Raw genomic sequence first — 16,983 nt, forward strand, 5'->3', positions numbered from 1 at the left:
CGGATTGGTTAGATGCCGTCCAGATACGCCATGGTTTCCGGGTACGGAGACTCAACTGCGCCCAGCTTGCCGTAGTAGGTGGTCAGCTGGTAAATGCCGCGATACTGCACCGGCACGCTCAGCAGCGGAACCATCGGGAAGCGCACAAACTTTTTGTCGTTGGTGTAAGCCATCATGCGGTCAGTGCCGCCGGTGCCAGCACCTTTCAGCCATTTCACCGCGCGGATGTTCAGCGGCACGCCGTTCTGATGGAAGGCGATCGTGTTCTCGCGCAGGTAGGTCAGCAGCGACTGGTTACCGGCTGAGGATACGATGATGCTGGACAGCAGAGCGAACTGCTCAGGCGGCAGCAGCAGGTCACGCGGGACGATGGTGTAACCAGATGCAGCCCAGGCATTGGAGAGCAGCAGGTTGATTGACGCCCGGATTTCGTCAGGCGTAGATGTTGCCCACGTCTTCGGGGCGTTAGTGAATGCCACTCCGCTGTAGTTGAGGAGACCTTTCACGCCCAGCTGGCTGTCACCGCGATAAACCTGCTCGTCGGTGTCCATGTTCCATTTCAGCTGCATAGCGTCGTACTTCTGCGTGTCGATCGGGCGACCGACTTTTGCAGCGGCGGCCAGCTCGACAACGGTCCAGCCCAGTTCCATGCCCCACAGGGTCAGCGGGAAGCCGGTTTTTGCGATGTCGACGTTCGGGCCAGCAATGGCGGTGGAGTCTTTGCCGATCCAGTTTTTACCGTTCGGGTTCGGCGTGCCGGCAGCGGCAAAGGTGGAGTTGGTGAAAGAACTGATGTCATCGGCGATCGACACATCTTCGCGCAGCTGGATATCGCGCGACCACGTGTAACCGACCAGCGGCATGTTCAGTTCCTGATCGAGGCGCTCAAGTTCGCCAACCAGGAAAGCGCCAGTGCCGTCGAGAGTGGCTTGGTCAAAAGTGTACATATTTAGCGTTTCCCTTAGATGTTGTATGCGATTTCAGCGTTGCCAGCGGCATCGCCTGCGCCAGTGAAAACGGCGTTCGGCAGCACGACGGTTTCGTCTGTGACAGCCGCGCCCAGAATTGCACCCAGCGGGCTGGCGTCGGTCGGGTTGGCGTTGCGCACATAAACCGGCGCGTCTTTGGTCAGGCCAACTGCGGTGCTGCCGATGTTCACGGTCATGTAACCGCGCTTCATCACATCACCAGTGAAATTGGCATTTGCGCCAACCTGTCGCGCCATGTCAGGCGTAGAGGTGGTCGGGTAAGGACGCACGTACAGGCCGGTGATGACCGTAGCTTCGTCCGATGCCGCCAGCGGGATGAATTTGCCATCCGCACTGTATTTACCGGCGAGGCCGTACTGGCTAAAAGTGTTCGCGGCATTGAGAATCACCGGCTCGGTGGTCAGGTCTTGCGGGCGTGAGATAGCCCCGGCGATGCCGACTGGCATCCGGTACAGGTATGCAACCATGGGTTTTCCCTTATTTATTCCAGTGGGCGGCGAATGCCTTGTTCAGAGCAGCCGGAGAGTTTTTGTTCGATGAGTCGTAAAACGAAGCACGCGACGCAGAAGCTGGCGCGCTGTTACGCGCTTTGGCGATTTCGCTGGCGGATACAAATACCGCGTCCAGCGTTGCCTTAGGCATTTTGCTGAAGTCCGGTGATGCGCCAACCAGAGGAGCTAGCAGCGCCTGACCTTCCGGCGTTTTAAATGCTGCATCCATGGTGGAGCGCTTAAACGCCGCCAGCTTGCCGCCTTCCGGCAGTTTCACGCCCGGCAGGATGAGCTCTGCGCGCGCCACGATGCCCTGATGGTAAGCAGCATCGGTAGTTGCGCGAGTTTTCTCTTCCTTCTCCTCCGGATCGTCACTGTCGACGGTTGCCGTAGAGGTCGGATTGATCAGCTGCTGAACCAGAAGCGCCAGTGCATCGACTTTCGCTTCAAGCTCGCTGTTAGTCTGCGAGCCGCCTTCACCATCTTCATCAGTGGTCAGGCCGCCAAGCTCTTTATTCGGCGGCAACGGCTGCGCGGGGTTGATAGTGATGTTTACTGCCCGCGCCAAATCAAGGCTTGGCTCGACCAGTTCTGATGGCGCATTATCAACCAGATCAGCCAGGCTATCGGCATCCTTGGTTTTAATCGCCCGCTTCAGCTGGCTAAACCAGCCCTGATTTTTGGTAGTCATGAATGAGCTATCTCCAATTGAACAACGAATACCCGCACGGCCGTTAGGAACGCCCGCACAGTGGTTACCGATAATTGAGTGCTGTCGCGCCTGACCCGGCCCCTTCTGCTCGTAGTCAGCGTCGTAGCCCATAGAAATCTGCTCGAGGCCGTTCATTACCTGCTGGATGGCTTCGGCGGTTTTGATGTGAATGTCGCCCAGCATCAGATCGGACTGGTCGCCGGTGCCGCGGCGAACGTTTTGAATATGCCCGTGGGCGTAGTCTTTCCAGTTGCCCGGATTGACCATGTCTTTCGGGTGGCCCAGCGTGAAGGCCATGCCTTCGAAGGAGGCGAGCGTTTCAGGCCGGAACACTTCGTCAGCGTCGCGGGTGACGACGATCTCGCCATCCTCATCGCCGATTAGCCCTTCAAGTTCGCTTTCGTCGTAGACCTGCGCGCCGGTGCGTGCGATCGGCACGTCTTTGCACAACAGCGAGCCATCGGCCATCTCAAAACGAGTGTTGCCGAGGCGCGTAGTAAAGAAATATTGCATCGTTAGGCCTTAAATTTGACCCTCACAGATTTACCTTTAACAGATGCAATATTGAATCCATCAAGAGTCTGTCGAGAGTTAGACGCAAATACATTCGAGTGAGGGAATACAACTTCAGGGTAACAGCGGCAGTTCGGGAACTGCCCGGCATGACCGGTCATACCGTCGATTGTTGGTGGCGAATCCCAGCGAACATATTTCCCATTCATCCTGTCATGCGAATCACGAACATCTCCATCCTCAGCAGTTCGCCAGATATAACCCTCAGAACCGATTGCTACAGAGCGCGCTTGGGTGATTGCAGTTGATGCCCGGCCAACCTCAGTGCGGGCAATCGTTCGGGCCCGCGCTTCAGTCACTTCGCCGGTGCGCATGATTTCCTGCTTCAGCGTGCTGGAGCGCTTACCGGACTCCACGGCCTCAATCGCCTGATTGTGGATGTCGTAAACGCGGTCGGCAGCCTGCAGGGGAAGCGATTTGAACAGCTTAACCTGTTCGTCGATGATGCTGCGCGTTACCGCGCCGGTGCCGGAGTTCATCAGGTCACGCAGTCCGGCAGAAATACGCTGTGACCTGTCACGCCACATTGCATCGTCTGCGACTTCCAGCGTGCCTATCAGGCGGCTCGATACTGCCTCAGCCCATGGCTCAATCAGATCGGCATAGCGCTCCAGCCGGTCCATGATGTCGGTGACGCTATCGTTTGAACCATCGTACGAACCCTCGACGATTGCCCCCACCGTACGCGCTATCTGTCGTAGCTGTGTTCGCAGCTGCGTCTCGGCGCGCTTCAGGTTCGGCGGTTTCGACGTTATCGAGGTCGGCCTCCGTCGGCGCCGGGATGTCACTGGCATTATCAATATCCTCGTCGCTGATGGTGCCGCCCAGGCCGGTTACGCGGGCCGTTTCCTGCAAGTGCTGCGCGCCAGCTTTCTCGGTCATCAGGCCAGCATCGACGGCTTTCACCGTGGCGTCGACGACCTTGTTAGCCGTATCCGCACGCTCGCTGTCCGGCGTTTGCCAGAGCTCGTTAAATTCGAACGTGAAGTCATCCGGCAGCGGCTGAGCAAACAGACTCATGTGGAGCACTTCGAACAGTTTGCGGATCGGGCGCCGTAGTTTGCGCTCCTGCTGTGTCGACACGTTGTCGTAGTAGTTCGACAGGTCAGTGTCACCCGTTGAGAAACCAGCTGGAGACTGGCCGAACAGGCGGACCAGCGGGATACCAAACGCACCGGACACTTGCTGACCGAACTGCGCTAACACATCGCTTAGCCCTGCATACGAATAGGTGTGCGCCTCGAACTTGTCCTCGGCGTCCATAATCGTCATGCCTTCGTTGCTCTGGTACTGGCGGATCATATCCATGTGCGACATCAGCCCTTTGAAGGCCGGATTGTCTTTGCCCATAGCCAGCAGGGAGCGAAGCCCTTTGATGCTGTAGGTGCGCAGGTGAGCTTTGTAGATGAGCTGAGCAACGCCCTGAGTGGTGCTGTCGAATGCCAGCAGGCGATCGAAACAGCGCTCAATCACCGACATGCCCCAGTCGTTTTCGGTCAGACGCTGTTGATAAGGTAGCGGGATGCCGTCGAAGCGGATCAGCCTGGAGTGATGAATACGCCACGGCGGGATGCCGGTTGCCGAAGTTACGACACGGTAGAATTCAGGCATGCCGAAATCCGGCCCCAGCTCAGTTACGCGCCGCTCAGTGGTTGCGTTAAGCATCCAGCGGTCCATCACCATCACGCCTTTAAATGCGCCCGGTGCGATAGCGTCGATGCGAAGTGGCGTCGAGTAGTTCTGACCGTCAATCAGGATGACGCCTACAGCGCCGCCATAGAGGCGCGCCCACTTCAGCGTGTCGTTGAGCGCTTCCCAAAGCGCCATCTCATCCCAGGCGTTATCGAGCTGCTTCTTGCGGCCGTCTTCCAGCTTGGAGGTAATGGTGACGCCCTTGCGGGTCATGTCATCGGGAATGGCATCGACGCCTGCACCCACCAGCCAGGACGACCGGTAAGCCTGCTCGATCAGCAGCCGGTTACGTGACGTCCAGTTGTTGCGGTAAGTGCCAGCGCCGGACTGGTTCGATTCGTTAACGCCCATGCGGGCGACAAAGTTTTCATAGCTGTCACGCGTCGGTACAGGCTGCGACACGTTTTGTGTTTCGGACATGTTCAGCCTCTGCCAAGTTGCGCCCAAGTGCCAAGGCTGTCTGAGCTGGTGATGTAACCGTCCAGCCCGTAGCGTATGGCGTCTATGCAGTGGTTATGTGCATCGACAATGACCGGGAGAATCTCGTTGGTCTTCTTGTCGACTTTGTAGGAGTAGAGCCGGAACTCGTCGGCGGTGTGCTTGCAACGCTCGTGAATGATGATTTCCTCAAACCCTTTCAGGTAGGTGATGCCATCCTCCACATTGCCTTTCCACTTCGCCGCGGCGTCAATGCTGAAACCCTGCCGGCCGATGTGGCTGATTGTCTCCGGTCGCGCGCTGTCGGCTTTGATCGGCCAGCGGCGCGCCTCGGGGACTGAATCGTAAAACTGCGCCATTTCGTCGAGCTCTACGCCGACGCCATAGGCCTCATATTCGATGTATAGCTTTGTGCCCAGCATGAACATGCGGATCAGCGTGCTCGGGTCGTTGGCGAAACCGAAGTCAGCGCCGAAGAACAACCGATCGGCCTGCTGCCAGAGGTCATCAGGGAACGCTTCAACGCGATAACGCTGCTTGAAGATAACCGCCTCAGATATCGACTTAGGTTTGCCCAGCCAGACGTGTTCGTACGCCTCGTAATCTACCCGTTTGCAGTACTCCATCTCTTTGCGAAGCGTCTCGGGCAGATACGGGTTGTCGTAGTAGTTCACCTCAACCGTGATGCTGTCGTCAGGTGGGTTAACCACGAATCGCTGGTAGGTCGGGTCTTTCTCTTCGCCGGGGTTAAACGATACCCAGATTTCCGAACCCTCTTTACGGATGGTCGGCACCAATATATCCCACGAATCGGCGGAGACAGACTGAGCCTCTTCCACCCAGCAGATGTCCACGCCCTCAGTCGATTTGATGCCCAGTGGATCGAATCGCAGCCCCTTAAACAGGAACTCGCTGCCGCAGGCGCTGGTGATCGTCTCGTTGGTGATGCGGAACCACGGGTTTAGCCCGAGCATCTCAATCTGGTCTTTTAGCAGCTTGTGCACTGAATCCTTGATCGAGTTCTGCACCTCGCGGGTACAGAGAACACGGAGCTTTTTGGAGGCGGCCATGACGACCAGCGCGCGGGCAATCCCCCATGATTTAGCGCCGCCGCGACCACCGTGGAATACCTTGTAGCGAATGGGCTTAAAGAGAGGTTTGAATTTGGGCGCGAAGCTAAGTCTCTTCTCCGCTGTCGTCATCATCCGCTCCGAAGCTAACAACGAACGTAGGCGCAGCCAGCGGCAACCCGTTAGGGCCGACCAGTTCGTTTTTAACGTTGTCTTTGAATGCCTGCACTGTGACGTGCTTGCCAAGCAGTTCGAGGTTCTTGACCTTATCCGGCCATTTGATTTTCTTCAGCAGCCCGGCTGCGTCACCGGCCATCTCGATGACGTCCATGCCCGACAGGGTCGTGCGCCAGACTTTGGGCCATTGTGCGATCGGCTTTAGTTCGCCGTTAGCGAGGAGAATGTCGAGAACGTCCATCTCATCAATCTCGATGAGGCGACGCAGCACGTAATCTGCGTTTACCTCTATCCTTTCGTTTCGCTCGGCTTTGAGTTCAATGATGCGTTGCGCGATACTAAGTTTCGCTAAGTTTTGCGCGCCCTGTTCGTTGGCGGTCTTTTCGCTGTACCCCGCCCGAATGGCCGCTTGCGTGGCGTTCAAATCGATGAGGTACTCGCGACAGAACATCTCTTGTTTGTCGGTGAGTGCCATTGAAATCTTACCCTTTAGGTGGTGTCGATGAACTTTGAAATCTTCCAAACGTTGTTTGGCCGTCAGTCTGTTGCTAATGCGCTTATATCGTCTTCAGAGAGTAGTGACGAAATAGGCGTTGTTTTGCGTATGCACTTGGTTACGGAAAGCTTTCTTGAGGCTTTCATATCTGCAGCGGTAAACAACATCGATATGTTCTCAGCAGAACCGACTGACAAAGTGATTTTGAGGCTAAATTATCAATCAAAGTTGGGTCTAGCGCTGAAATTAGGCCTACCACTACCAGCATATAAAGCTATGGATCGGCTTAATACGATGCGCAATAAGCTAGCCCATAGAATCGATAATGAGCTAATTGACGAGTCCGTTCTTGAATCACTTTCCACTCACGTGAAAAGCATTCAATGTGGAGAGAGTCATCATTTATCTGAAGAAGGTGCGGAATTTTTTAATACCGATGGTTCAAGTCGTAGCGTTCATAAACTTAGTGATCCAGCAACACCTAACCGTATTAAGTTAATGATTATAATTTCCGCCTTAATCCGTCGAGCCACAAAGGTTAGCTTTGGCGTCTAATGACTTTGATTAACTTAAGCATCATCGGGCGCACTCGCAAATGCGCCCTGTGGTGATCACTTCAGGCATTGCTCATTAATGTACTGCTGCAAACCGGCTATTTGCTTGCCAGCGAGCTCGATTCGACTTCTGAGGGTGAAATAATCCCGTTCAGCGGAGTCAGTAAGTCCGGGGCTGGCTGCATCATCCATGCCGGCGGCGCCGGAGGTGGATTGCTTCGTACAGGTGGCGTTGAGCTGCAGCCGACGCTTGCCAGAAGCAACGTCATCATGCAGCTGATCGATAGTTGCCTGAGCATCGGCTAGCTCCTTCGTGTATTTCGCATCAAGCGCGGCTACGTCACGCTGGCGCACCTGCATGTCATCAATGGTCTGCTGACGTTCAGTCGCCAGGTTGTCTGCGGCAGCGTATTTACCGTGGTAGAAATAAGCCACCCGACAAACTGCTATCAATGCCACCAACAGCAGGCCGATAATCAGCGTTCGCCAGCTAAATGTCATTTGGACCGTCCGCAAGGCACATTGAGCGCTCCATGTCGCGCCGGTTCATCAGACCACGGAACTTCATGCCACCCGCATACACCCAGCGACGCAGCTCTTCGCATGCACCATCCTGATCGCCTGCGTTGAGTTTCTTCAGCAGCGTCGATTTAGAAAACGCACCGGAGCCAACGTTGTAGGTGAAGCTGTAAAGCGCGGCACGCTGATATTCATTCAGCGGCACTTTGACCAGGCTATCAACCGTCTTCTTTACCGGCTGCAGGTCATTCCAAAGAAGGCGATCGCATTCGCGGTCGGTGTACTTCTTGCCTTTGATGATGTCGGTGCCGGTGTGGCCATCACAGACCGTCCAGACTCCGGCAACATCTTTGTAGGGCTCGTACACCCGCCCCTCTACACCGTCCTTACCGCCAAGGAATACCGTAGCGATAAGCATGGCTCCGCCACCTGCAGCAGCGATCAGCTTGTTCCGCAGTGAGTTTGACATTGCCATGGGTTATTCCTCGGTGAGGCCAGGCGCGGTGGGCCAGCGCTGGAGCGCCTTAATCTGCGCCAGTGTGGCTTTGCGTTTGTAATACCAGTTGATGCCGAGCGTTAGCAGGGCGACCAGAATACCGGCCAGGACGCCTACAGCGCTCCACTCATCGGGACTAAGCCGGGTCAGAAGACCGTTGGCAATCGTCCCGGCTGACGCGCCATACGCTGCGCCCGAAGCCAGTTTGCTCATATCGATACTCATGTGACCCCCTCGGTTTTTGAGGGAGCTGGCTCAATTAGGAATTGTCTACTTTCTGAACTGAGCAAGCCCGGTTAGCTTTAATCTTGTCGAGAGAAAAAAGCACCGCCCTGCCGTTGCGTAGCCAACGTTGAAGAATCCGCCTGAGTGCGGATTTTTTTATGGATAAAAATCGCCCGCGAAAGCGCAGGTAAGGGTGTGGGTTATTTTTAATTAGTTACCGTGGCGGCCAGTATATCCAGCGCCTAATTTATTAAGTTCTTCAATTGCTTCACGCCGATAATTAATGGCTAGCCGCCGGGCCTCTTGATCGCCGTATTTCGAGACACCAAAATACTTAACACTTTGTACCCCGCTTAAGGTAGAAACGGCAGCCAGGTACACATCTCTAATTCGGCAGTATCTAACCCCTGATGGGAGGTCTCCGCCTGATTTATCGATTTTATATGCGCGTTTATTCCGGTTATTTACCGCACCATCTACGAGCCTAAGATTGGAGAAGGCATTGTTTAATCCATTGCCGTCAATGTGATCTACTTGCATGCCCGGTTGAATTGGGATGCCTGATACCATTTCATACACGATTCGATGTACGCGATAACCTTTACCCAAAAAACTAACTCGGTAATAGCTGGTTCGGGAATCTACCTGTATATATCCAGCCATATCTCCCGCCTTAACTCCGGCGCGCCTATCAATTTTCCATCTCAATCCGGATTTTGAGGACTCGTCGATCTCAAAATATTTACTCCAAATCAAGTTATTGGCATTCATAGCGTATTCCTTTAGAGACGAACCTGTTGCTCAGAACGCGGGCACCCGAAAGCTCGCCAGCAAGCCAGCGTTCTCAGGTTCGTTTCTGAAGGTCTCGGGGTGATTGGATGCGGGAGCAAACCGCGGGCGAAAAAAGAAAAGGCCCGCCGAAGCGAGCCTTTGTGAATTTTTTACTAAATTTAATGGGTTAGCATTTTTTGCACAAAGGCAAAAATCATGACTGCTAACTTTCACCCGTCAATCCTTGAAAGTTGACAGAGTGAAACTTGAATCTTTACCCGCTTACTGTTGCTTCCCCTTCGGTATGCGGGCTTTTTTTTGGCCCCTGACGCAAATCTCGGTAACTGCCCGCCTGGTCAGCCAGGGAGGTTATATGGCGGGCAGGGCAGGATTCGAACCTGCGACCAATCGGTTAACAGCCGAACGCACTACCGCTGTGCTTCTCACCCAAATTCAGGCCAAAAAAAAGCCCCACGGCATTAAACCGCAGGACTTTTTAGTGTCCACTCAGAAACTGCAGACTGTTTTGTTGCCGCTCAACAACAAGACGTAGCTTTCACTGTTTGGAACTATATCCCTGACTTCCGGAAAAGTAAATAGCCTGCGATAAAATAACAGGCTATTTTATTTGGCTCTACGCGGTCACCTTATTCAGTGCCGCATTTGCCCATGACTCTTCTGTCTCCAGTTTGCCAATCAGCGTTTCATAAAACTGCTTGCCGCTCTTCTCCCACGTAGCCAGGCTTATTGAATCGGTAATGCTGCTGATCGCGCGATATGCTGCAGTTGAAGGAATACGTTCAAACCCTCTTCCGCTGCACTGCTTACAGTCTCCCATCACCGGCACGCCCTGCCGTTCGGACTCCTTGCGCATTACTGCGCGCCCTCGCCCGTTACAGTCACGGCACGCCGAAGACACAACGCCTTTGCCGGCGCATGTTTTGCAGCGCACCCGGACCTGCTCACGCACTTCGCGTCGGCCTGCGCCCGACAGCATCGACTTCATCGTCACGACTTCCGCGGCGATAAAGCCGGTGGCATTGCAACACTCGCACGGCTTAACGCTGGCGGCGCTGCGGCAGTAATCGAGGTAGGCGTAAGTTGCGAGCACTTGCATCACAGCTGGTTTAATATCAGTTTCAAGCTTGCGAAGGGCGGCAACCCGATCGCAGGTCTGCAGTGCAAAATCAGTTAACAGGGATACGGCGCGTCGGGCGTCGTTCTCGCTTACTCCCACCTTACCCATAAAGGCTGCATAACCCAGCGGCGCGCGGCTTTGCGTCATGCCCATGGCAGCTACATAGTCGGTCCCGGTCATCGCGTCAGGCGATGTCTGTGGCGCCGTGCCGCTGAAGTTTTGGCCCTTCGGGAAGTGGTACTTCACGGTTGCTTCAAGGCTCATGCTGCTTCGCTCCTCTGCTTGATCAGCTCTCTGGTTTTCTGCCGGTAGTGCGCTGCCAGTTCCTGCAACTCTTCCCGCGTCCACTTCTTCACCGGGTGCGGCCCCATCAGGCGATCGAAAGCAGCCTGCCCGATTTTCTTAATCAGGTTTGGCGTGTAGTTCTCGATGTTGCCGGAGAGGTGCTGGTTACAGGGAACGCACTGCTTATGACAGTTGCTTTCGTCGTAACGGGTGGCCGGTGACGCGCCGCGGGTGCGGTAATGTCCAGCGTCATACTTTCCATCGTGGAATCGTCCGCAGCTGATGCAAGGCGCTTCTGCGTCGCGAGTGCGGATATATTCGTTGAAGGCGGACTGGGCTTGCTTATGGAAGTAACTGAGGGGCTGTACTGCTAACTTGCGGATTTTGGTGTGGCGCTTTTCCTGCTGGGTCTGTTCTCTTCGTCGTCGTTCTGCTTCCTGTTTCGCTTTCTGCCGGTCTTTCTCCCGCTTAGCAAGTGCGATTACGGTTCCACACTCTGCGCTGCACCACCACTGATTTTGAAAGGCAGGATTAAACCATTCGCGGCAGTCAGGGTTTTTGCAGCGGCGCCTGATCTTCCTCATCGCTCCCTCCGTGCATTCTCAGGTTGTCGCCTTGCATCCAGCCAGCGCAACAGCGGGCGCAGGCATATACCCAGTCCAGCGGCAATGCTGAACCGCAGCCAGCGCAGCTGATAGCAGACGTATCGCCAGATGGTGTGGACAGGGACATAGTCGAAGTGCTCGTAATACCAGGTGTCTTCTTCGCAGATTTCACAGTTGAGCCCGAAGCGGTGTTTGTCCTCACTGGTGAGAACGGTGTTGCAACTACAGCAGCGCTTACGCCCAACATTTGTGCTCATAGGTTGTGTCTCTCCGTGGTTCGCGGTTTCCCTCGGGCAGCAGCGCGCTGACCAGCCAGAGGCGTGGATCGGTAGCGAGTGTCTTTTGGGTCTGGATGTTGCGGGCGGCGTAGCGTGAAAGTAGTTCGTTGGCGGTGTCGGTATCTACCGGATCATGAGTGAACCATGTCTTTTGCATCAGACTCTCCCTTTTTCCTCGGACCACGATTCCCCTGCGCGACCATCAGAACGCCGTTGACGATCGCATGTTTTTTTCCATCAACGTCGCGTGCGTAACACTTCACCGTCTGACGGGCGATGCCTGTCATGCGGCCAACTGCTGCCATGTTCCCTCGCGTCTCAACGAGAAGTTCGGGAATGGTTTGAACAATGGCTTTACCCATTTTGTTTTTCCTTCAGATTCATGTATTCGCTGTCGGCCGGCACCGTCAGTTTGCAGCCGATGTTTAAAGCCCAACCCTCTACCTGCGTCAGGAAGAAGTGCATCTCTCCCGTATCCAGATCTGAGGTGTGGCGAAGCGAACTGATTGTGGTTTTCTCGCCGGTGATAACATCGACCATTTCCCGCTGCTCATAGCCGAGATACGTATGCTTCATGGCGTCTTTGACCCACTCTTTGGTAGCGATGGTTTTGCCGCGGCGAATGAGGTATTCGCTAAGCTGTTCGTACCAAACATGGGAAAGGGCATTTTGTGAAAGGCTTCTCTTGTCCCGCCAGGGCTTTAAGATGAGGCGGTAGCAGTCGCCGGAATCGAGCAGAGGTTGAAGCTGTTGCCCGATGGCGCTGAAGTTCGATTTATGAAGGCGTATGCCGTCTTTCGGTATCTCCATGCTTGCGGGTCTCATGTTGGGTTTCACATTCAGCAGCAACGATTACGTCATGCGCCTCTTGTGCCAGGATGCCCACGGCCTCAATCCGCGCCTGATACTGCTCCGGCGTCAGCGTGCCCTTTTGGGCGAGATTCATGATCGCCAGCGTCAGGTTCCGCGCCTGGCGAAGTTTTGGTGGCTCGATAACGAGCTGGATAACCTGCGTCATACCCTTGCTCCTTCCCGTCCGGCCAGCCAGAAGAAAAACGCGCGATCGACAGTCTCATCCTGATAGCCGAGGTGCGATCGGGTCATGCTGTGCTTGTCGCCGTGAACGCTGTGATAAAAACGCTCGAAACTGCTTCTGATGTTTTCGCTCATGATTACCTCCCTTTCCTGACGAGAGCTTTCAGCCGGGCAACGTTGTCCAGGGCCTTTTCGCTGGCGGTAGGCATGTAGAGCTTTTCCAGCTGCGCGCGCGGTGGGGGAATTTCTTCGCCAGACTTGATGCGCGACGCCATTTTGCGAAGCTCGGCGCGGCATTTTGCGCGCAGCTCAGACTCGGAGAGGTTGTTGGCGCGCATGGTGCTATACAGGCCAGTGACCATCCAGTATGCGGCGTTGCTTTCCCACGGGTACGCCTCGGGGCTGTCGATCAGACCGCGGCGGGCGGAGTATTTCATCACCATGTCATACAGGCCGTCTTCGTCCGGCAGACCAGCGGATCGAAGTTCGCCCTGCTTGCACCACTCGATAAACTGTCCAGGCGACGGCCAGAACGGCGAGGCACTGGCCCGAGCGTGCTTCATGCCGGTCGACAGCTGCTGCTTCGTGCTGATGTCGTTTTCGGCGAAGGCAGCGATCCACTGACGCTTGGCTGAGGCTTCGTCACGCGGGTCTTTCAGCGCCGTGCTGACCGATGCGGGAAACACCTGCTTGAGGCTCATGAACAGCATGTCGACCAGGCGCTCAACGGTTTCGTTAACGCCACGATCTACCGGCTGCGGGCCGTCACCAGCCATGCGGGCCAGAGCGCTGCTGTCGCGGTTGTTTATTGCGGCTACGAGATTTCTCATATGAAATTTTCCTCCCACTCTCTGCGGTCGTTCCAGTGTGGAATCTGTTGCTGTGAACTGGATGGCGCGTTGCGAGCCGGCTGGCTCATCTGCGCTTTAAGGGTCGCCCATTGCTTTCGCAGCTTCGAAGGGCTGAGGATATTGGTCTGCCAGAACTGATTGCCGTTCGCCCAGGTGAAGATTTCGCAAATTTCCCGGTGGCTGACTTTCAGGGAATCGCGCATCAGACGAATGTCGTTTGCCCAGGCAGGCCAGTTGGGTTGCTGTGCTGTCGGGGTGATCACCTGAACCCGGCTGAATATCCACTGAGCGGCCAGAAGGTCATCAGCGGTTCCCCACTTATCGCCCCTCGGTGAATGAACCGCTGCTTCAGGTCGGACGACAGGAAGACTTTTCAGACGCTCGTCAGAGGATTCGCCAGAATTCTCGGACGTTTGTTTAATGTCTTTTTTGTCTTTTGTAATAGTGTCTTTTGTGGTTACCCGATTCGGGTAAGACCCGTTACCTGATTCGGGTAAACATTTCTTACCTGATTCGGGTAAGTTTACCTTTTTCGGGTAAGGCTCGTTTTTCCACTCATTTAGCTCCTTGTTTATGCCCGTCAGCCGCCCTTCCTGAGTGAGGATATTTCGCTTCACCAGCGCGCTTTTTGCTGCTGAGCATTTGTGCGGCAACATACCTGTAAGCTGGGAGAGCTGTTCGTTGCTCACCCAGTCAACTTTCTTGTTGAAGCCGTATGTTTTGCGCATAACGGCCATGAAAACCAGAAGCTGATGCTGTGTCATTCCAGCCAGCATGACAGCCTCAAGCAGTTCATTGGCGATGCGCGTGTATCCGTCCTCCAGATCTGCCACGCGACGCTCCACGGCCCGGAGTTCGGGCCTGATTGGTGATACATTGTCATAAGCCAGATTCATCGCCGCCCCCGCCCGCCGGTATGCCAGCGCGATATTCAGCGATGATCCGCTTTATCTCTTCAGCCGTGCCGTGCGAAAGAATCAGACTGTCAAAGCCACCATCGCGATCGAACTCAGCATCAACCAGCAACTCTACCAGGCGCCGCGCTTTTCCCGCGCTGAACTGAGGAATTGCTGCGCTACGGGACAGTTTCTTTTTCCCGGCCGCTTTGGCCTTCTCCATCTGCTCACGGGCAACACTGTCAGCTTTCGGCCCGTGTTCACGAGAAAGAGCCACTGCAGTCGTCGGAGCAACTTCGCCCGCTTTCACCATCGCGATCAGCTCATCACCGCAGGCAAGCAGCTGCAGGTGATGATCAACGTCGCCAACAGAGCGTTTCACCTTGCTGGCGATTTCTGAGGTCGACCAACCCTGATTAGCCAGGCGCTGATATGCTGCAGCGCGCTCCAGCGAGGTGAGCGGTTTACCCTGACTGCTGGTAACCATGAACGCGATGCGATCGGCTTCGGTACCGGAAAAGTCTTTGCACTCCAGGCGCGCAATCTCATGGCCTGCTTCTGTCGCCAGCAGCGCGCCGTGATAGCGGTGATGACCGTCGATTACTTTGATGCCCTGCTCAGTTACCTGAACAGCCAGAGGCGGGACAAACTCGCCGGCGATGAACGCGTCGCGAAACTCTTCGACGTGCGCCTGGTCTATTTCACGGACGTTATAGCCCGGCTCGATATACAGCTCAGCCAGTGGAACCAGAAACGTTTTTTTGACCGTTGTCTCGGTGCCGTTTTTGTCCTTGGCCTTGTAATGCAGTGATAAACTACTCATAATTACTCCTGTGAATTGATCCAGTCTTTTCGCATCAGGCCTCGAAGCTGTTCGCGCAGCTCGGGGCCTTTTCTTTGGTAAGAAGCTGCTCAATGCGAAGCAGTCTTTGCGCCACTTCAGATTCCGGCGACACAACATCGAGGTAAGCCATAGCGAGGCTCATCATCTGGAAGAAGCTGTGCTTCTGCATTCCCGATCTGCGCTTCATTCGGCTTATGGTCGCTTCATCCATATCAAGCACTTTCGCCAGAGTTCCTTGTCCGCGTTCAGCCAGTTTGTTCAGTAACTGACTTTCGATTTCTCGCGCTTTTTTGCGATAACTTGCAATTTCCATGACGTAATATCTCTTTCGTTGAATAAGTTGCGTGACATTGCGGTGAGCAAGTCACTTAAGGTTTCCCCACACGGGCGGGGACGGGTTTCAGAGTGTTAAAGAGCGGTGTTGCTTAAGCTGCTTTGTCTTTGGACGGTGGGAAAACTTCATCCAGCGAGCATTTGCAGCCCAATTTTTTTAAGCCTTCAATGATTGCTCGGCAGTCATTTAGGCTTGGAGTACGGATGTTCAGCTCATAGTTGGCGATACGGGATTGACCCCAACCAATGGCTGACGCCAGGACAGCTTGCGAAACTCCGATTTTTTTTCGCTGCTGAGCAATGTTGTTCATTGCAGCCTCCATAACATTAAATGCAGAACCATTACACACAAAATGTGATTAACAGTCAACCTCAATTCGTGTACGGAGTGCAATCACGAACCGTGGTAAATTTATCGGATGAAAACAATGCATGAGTTAATCGGGGAAAGGATCAAATCCCTACGTGAAGCAAAAGGACTTAGCCAAGTACAGCTAGCCAAACTTTGCGGTTGGGCAGCTCCGTCTCGTCTGGGGAATTATGAGTTAGGCACACGTAAGGTAAGTGCTGACGACGCGGTAGTCCTTGGTTCAGCCCTTGGAGTATCACCAGCCAAAATCATGTTTGGCGATGAGGCCGATTCTGTTTTCAAACAATACGAATACCCATTGTTCGCCTACGTCCAGGCTGGACCCTTCTCAGAAGTAGGCAGCTATACCGCGAGCGATGCTAAGGCATGGGTGGCAACAACCAAGAAAGCCAGTGAGAACGCTTTCTGGCTAGAGGTGAAAGGTCATTCCATGACAGCGCCACAGGGCGTCCGCCCGAGCTTCCCGGAGGGCATGCTGATTCTGGTTGATCCGGCCGAACCGGTTGAAACGGGTGACTTCTGCGTTGCTTCGGCGAATGGCGATTCAGAGGCAACCTTCAAGAAGTACGAGCTGGATGGTGGCGTTAGTTACCTGGTGCCGCTGAACCCTGCTTACAGGATTCTGGACTGTGACCACAGCATCCGCATTATCGGCAAGGTGGTTAAGGCTCAGTGGCCGGAAGAGACGTTCGGGTAAACAAAGAGGCAAGGATGGAAAACACTAGTATTCGGGATGTTAACTTTTCGCTTAGATACGACGGCTTAGATGCTGAAAAGCATGAGATTGAACTCAACTGCCTTGGTGAGTCTTTAAAGGGTTTCTCAAAAATTCTCGCAACTGCTGGCACCTTCGCGATTACGCAAAGATATACGAAGAACTCGGCAGGTCATGAAGTTAAGGTATATGCGAAAGAAGCAAAAGCGAACTGCTTCACCCTTGATACTGTTATGAATTTCATCACTCAATCTCAATTGTTCTCGGGATCTGCCGGGGCTATACTTGGTGCATTGATACCCTATATTTTTGCTAAAAACGCTCAAAAGAAAGAGGAAATGAAATACCTTAAGGATGCGCTCGAGAAAGCCATTGAGGCTCTCGGAAACAAAGACAAAGGAACCTCGATGGACTCATCTCCGTGATAGAC

General features: G+C 54.4%; 27 protein-coding genes and 1 tRNA gene. 3 read left to right on the forward strand and 25 right to left on the reverse strand.

The annotated features are described in order from the left end of the window. Positions 1-8 precede the first annotated feature (8 nt). Genes LB453_RS14380 through LB453_RS14410 form a run of 7 tightly spaced genes read right to left on the reverse strand, consistent with a single transcriptional unit; the run spans position 9 to position 6,617 of the window. Entirely contained in the window at positions 9-947 is a 939-nt protein-coding gene (locus LB453_RS14380) for a DUF2184 domain-containing protein (protein ID WP_224481473.1), read from the reverse strand. A 14-nt stretch (positions 948-961) separates the two neighbouring features. Further along, a complete protein-coding gene (locus LB453_RS14385) occupies positions 962-1,456 on the reverse strand; it encodes a hypothetical protein (protein WP_103796596.1) in 495 nt (164 codons plus the stop codon). Between the two features lie 10 nt (positions 1,457-1,466). Then, entirely contained in the window at positions 1,467-2,705 is a 1,239-nt protein-coding gene (locus tag LB453_RS14390) for a DUF2213 domain-containing protein (RefSeq protein WP_224481474.1), read from the reverse strand. 2 nt (positions 2,706-2,707) lie between these two features. After that, positions 2,708-3,388 carry a phage minor head protein gene (locus LB453_RS14395; RefSeq protein WP_318011370.1) on the reverse strand — a complete coding sequence of 227 codons (681 nt, stop codon included), beginning with the start codon at positions 3,386-3,388 and terminating at the stop codon, positions 2,708-2,710. Between the two features lie 13 nt (positions 3,389-3,401). Further along, a complete protein-coding gene (locus LB453_RS14400; RefSeq protein ID WP_224481476.1) occupies positions 3,402-4,877 on the reverse strand; it encodes a DUF1073 domain-containing protein in 1,476 nt (491 codons plus the stop codon). Between the two features lie 2 nt (positions 4,878-4,879). After that, entirely contained in the window at positions 4,880-6,097 is a 1,218-nt protein-coding gene (locus tag LB453_RS14405; protein ID WP_224481477.1) for a PBSX family phage terminase large subunit, read from the reverse strand. Then, on the reverse strand, positions 6,072-6,617 hold the full coding sequence (locus LB453_RS14410) for a terminase small subunit (RefSeq protein WP_224481478.1): 546 nt from the start codon (positions 6,615-6,617) through the stop codon (positions 6,072-6,074). The genes LB453_RS14405 and LB453_RS14410 overlap by 26 nt, the downstream gene beginning before the upstream one ends. A gap of 27 nt (positions 6,618-6,644) precedes the next feature. Between LB453_RS14410 and LB453_RS14415 the strand changes: the two genes are divergently transcribed. Continuing rightward, a complete protein-coding gene (locus LB453_RS14415) occupies positions 6,645-7,193 on the forward strand; it encodes a hypothetical protein (protein ID WP_224481479.1) in 549 nt (182 codons plus the stop codon). A 56-nt stretch (positions 7,194-7,249) separates the two neighbouring features. Here the strand turns inward: LB453_RS14415 and LB453_RS23335 are convergent, their stop codons facing one another. The 18 genes from LB453_RS23335 to LB453_RS14505 form a co-directional block, all read right to left on the reverse strand. Next, complete coding sequence (locus tag LB453_RS23335) at positions 7,250-7,693, reverse strand: lysis protein (RefSeq protein ID WP_263489676.1); 444 nt, start codon at positions 7,691-7,693, stop codon at positions 7,250-7,252. After that, positions 7,683-8,186, reverse strand: coding sequence for a lysozyme (locus LB453_RS14425; RefSeq protein ID WP_312158100.1), 504 nt, complete (start codon positions 8,184-8,186; stop codon positions 7,683-7,685). The genes LB453_RS23335 and LB453_RS14425 overlap by 11 nt, the downstream gene beginning before the upstream one ends. 3 nt (positions 8,187-8,189) lie before the next feature. Next, on the reverse strand, positions 8,190-8,432 hold the full coding sequence (locus tag LB453_RS14430) for a phage holin (protein WP_033756035.1): 243 nt from the start codon (positions 8,430-8,432) through the stop codon (positions 8,190-8,192). A gap of 210 nt (positions 8,433-8,642) precedes the next feature. After that, entirely contained in the window at positions 8,643-9,203 is a 561-nt protein-coding gene (locus tag LB453_RS14435; RefSeq protein WP_224481480.1) for an HNH endonuclease, read from the reverse strand. Positions 9,204-9,577: 374 nt separating this feature from the next. After that, positions 9,578-9,652 (reverse strand) — tRNA-Asn (locus LB453_RS14440). Positions 9,653-9,837: 185 nt separating this feature from the next. Next, complete coding sequence (locus LB453_RS14445) at positions 9,838-10,605, reverse strand: antitermination protein (protein WP_224481481.1); 768 nt, start codon at positions 10,603-10,605, stop codon at positions 9,838-9,840. After that, a complete protein-coding gene (locus LB453_RS14450) occupies positions 10,602-11,210 on the reverse strand; it encodes a recombination protein NinG (RefSeq protein WP_224481482.1) in 609 nt (202 codons plus the stop codon). The genes LB453_RS14445 and LB453_RS14450 overlap by 4 nt, the downstream gene beginning before the upstream one ends. Then, positions 11,176-11,478: a protein NinF gene (locus LB453_RS23445; protein ID WP_411970174.1), complete on the reverse strand. Its 303-nt coding sequence runs from the start codon at positions 11,476-11,478 to the stop codon at positions 11,176-11,178. Before LB453_RS23445 ends, LB453_RS14450 begins: the two co-directional genes overlap by 35 nt. After that, positions 11,466-11,666 carry a hypothetical protein gene (locus tag LB453_RS14460; protein ID WP_224481484.1) on the reverse strand — a complete coding sequence of 67 codons (201 nt, stop codon included), beginning with the start codon at positions 11,664-11,666 and terminating at the stop codon, positions 11,466-11,468. Before LB453_RS14460 ends, LB453_RS23445 begins: the two co-directional genes overlap by 13 nt. Continuing rightward, positions 11,641-11,871 carry a phage NinH family protein gene (locus tag LB453_RS14465; RefSeq protein ID WP_224481485.1) on the reverse strand — a complete coding sequence of 77 codons (231 nt, stop codon included), beginning with the start codon at positions 11,869-11,871 and terminating at the stop codon, positions 11,641-11,643. The genes LB453_RS14460 and LB453_RS14465 overlap by 26 nt, the downstream gene beginning before the upstream one ends. Then, positions 11,864-12,319, reverse strand: coding sequence for a YbcN family protein (locus LB453_RS14470; RefSeq protein ID WP_224481486.1), 456 nt, complete (start codon positions 12,317-12,319; stop codon positions 11,864-11,866). The genes LB453_RS14465 and LB453_RS14470 overlap by 8 nt, the downstream gene beginning before the upstream one ends. Next, entirely contained in the window at positions 12,285-12,527 is a 243-nt protein-coding gene (locus tag LB453_RS14475; protein ID WP_224481487.1) for a hypothetical protein, read from the reverse strand. Before LB453_RS14475 ends, LB453_RS14470 begins: the two co-directional genes overlap by 35 nt. Continuing rightward, positions 12,524-12,679 (reverse strand): hypothetical protein, encoded by a 156-nt coding sequence (locus LB453_RS14480; RefSeq protein ID WP_224481488.1) that lies wholly within the window; start codon positions 12,677-12,679, stop codon positions 12,524-12,526. The genes LB453_RS14475 and LB453_RS14480 overlap by 4 nt, the downstream gene beginning before the upstream one ends. Positions 12,680-12,681: 2 nt before the next feature. Beyond that, positions 12,682-13,374: a replication protein P gene (locus LB453_RS14485; protein WP_224481489.1), complete on the reverse strand. Its 693-nt coding sequence runs from the start codon at positions 13,372-13,374 to the stop codon at positions 12,682-12,684. Continuing rightward, on the reverse strand, positions 13,371-14,291 hold the full coding sequence (locus LB453_RS14490; protein WP_318011371.1) for a replication protein: 921 nt from the start codon (positions 14,289-14,291) through the stop codon (positions 13,371-13,373). Before LB453_RS14490 ends, LB453_RS14485 begins: the two co-directional genes overlap by 4 nt. Next, the gene (locus tag LB453_RS14495; protein WP_224481490.1) at positions 14,275-15,114 is read right to left on the reverse strand and encodes a ParB/RepB/Spo0J family partition protein; all 840 of its coding nucleotides are present in this window, start codon (positions 15,112-15,114) and stop codon (positions 14,275-14,277) included. Before LB453_RS14495 ends, LB453_RS14490 begins: the two co-directional genes overlap by 17 nt. A gap of 34 nt (positions 15,115-15,148) precedes the next feature. Further along, positions 15,149-15,448 (reverse strand): CII family transcriptional regulator, encoded by a 300-nt coding sequence (locus LB453_RS14500; RefSeq protein WP_224481491.1) that lies wholly within the window; start codon positions 15,446-15,448, stop codon positions 15,149-15,151. Between the two features lie 112 nt (positions 15,449-15,560). Continuing rightward, a complete protein-coding gene (locus LB453_RS14505; protein ID WP_081138937.1) occupies positions 15,561-15,779 on the reverse strand; it encodes a helix-turn-helix transcriptional regulator in 219 nt (72 codons plus the stop codon). 108 nt (positions 15,780-15,887) lie between these two features. Here LB453_RS14505 and LB453_RS14510 point away from each other — a divergent pair, with 108 nt between their 5' ends. Then, positions 15,888-16,535 (forward strand): LexA family protein, encoded by a 648-nt coding sequence (locus LB453_RS14510; RefSeq protein ID WP_081138934.1) that lies wholly within the window; start codon positions 15,888-15,890, stop codon positions 16,533-16,535. Positions 16,536-16,549: 14 nt separating this feature from the next. After that, positions 16,550-16,978, forward strand: a complete 429-nt coding sequence (locus LB453_RS14515) for a hypothetical protein (protein ID WP_224481492.1) — start codon at positions 16,550-16,552, stop codon at positions 16,976-16,978. The last annotated feature ends 5 nt before the right edge of the window (positions 16,979-16,983 follow it).

Origin of the sequence: Pantoea agglomerans, assembly GCF_020149765.1 — a bacterium.
GTDB lineage: Bacteria > Pseudomonadota > Gammaproteobacteria > Enterobacterales > Enterobacteriaceae > Pantoea > Pantoea alvi.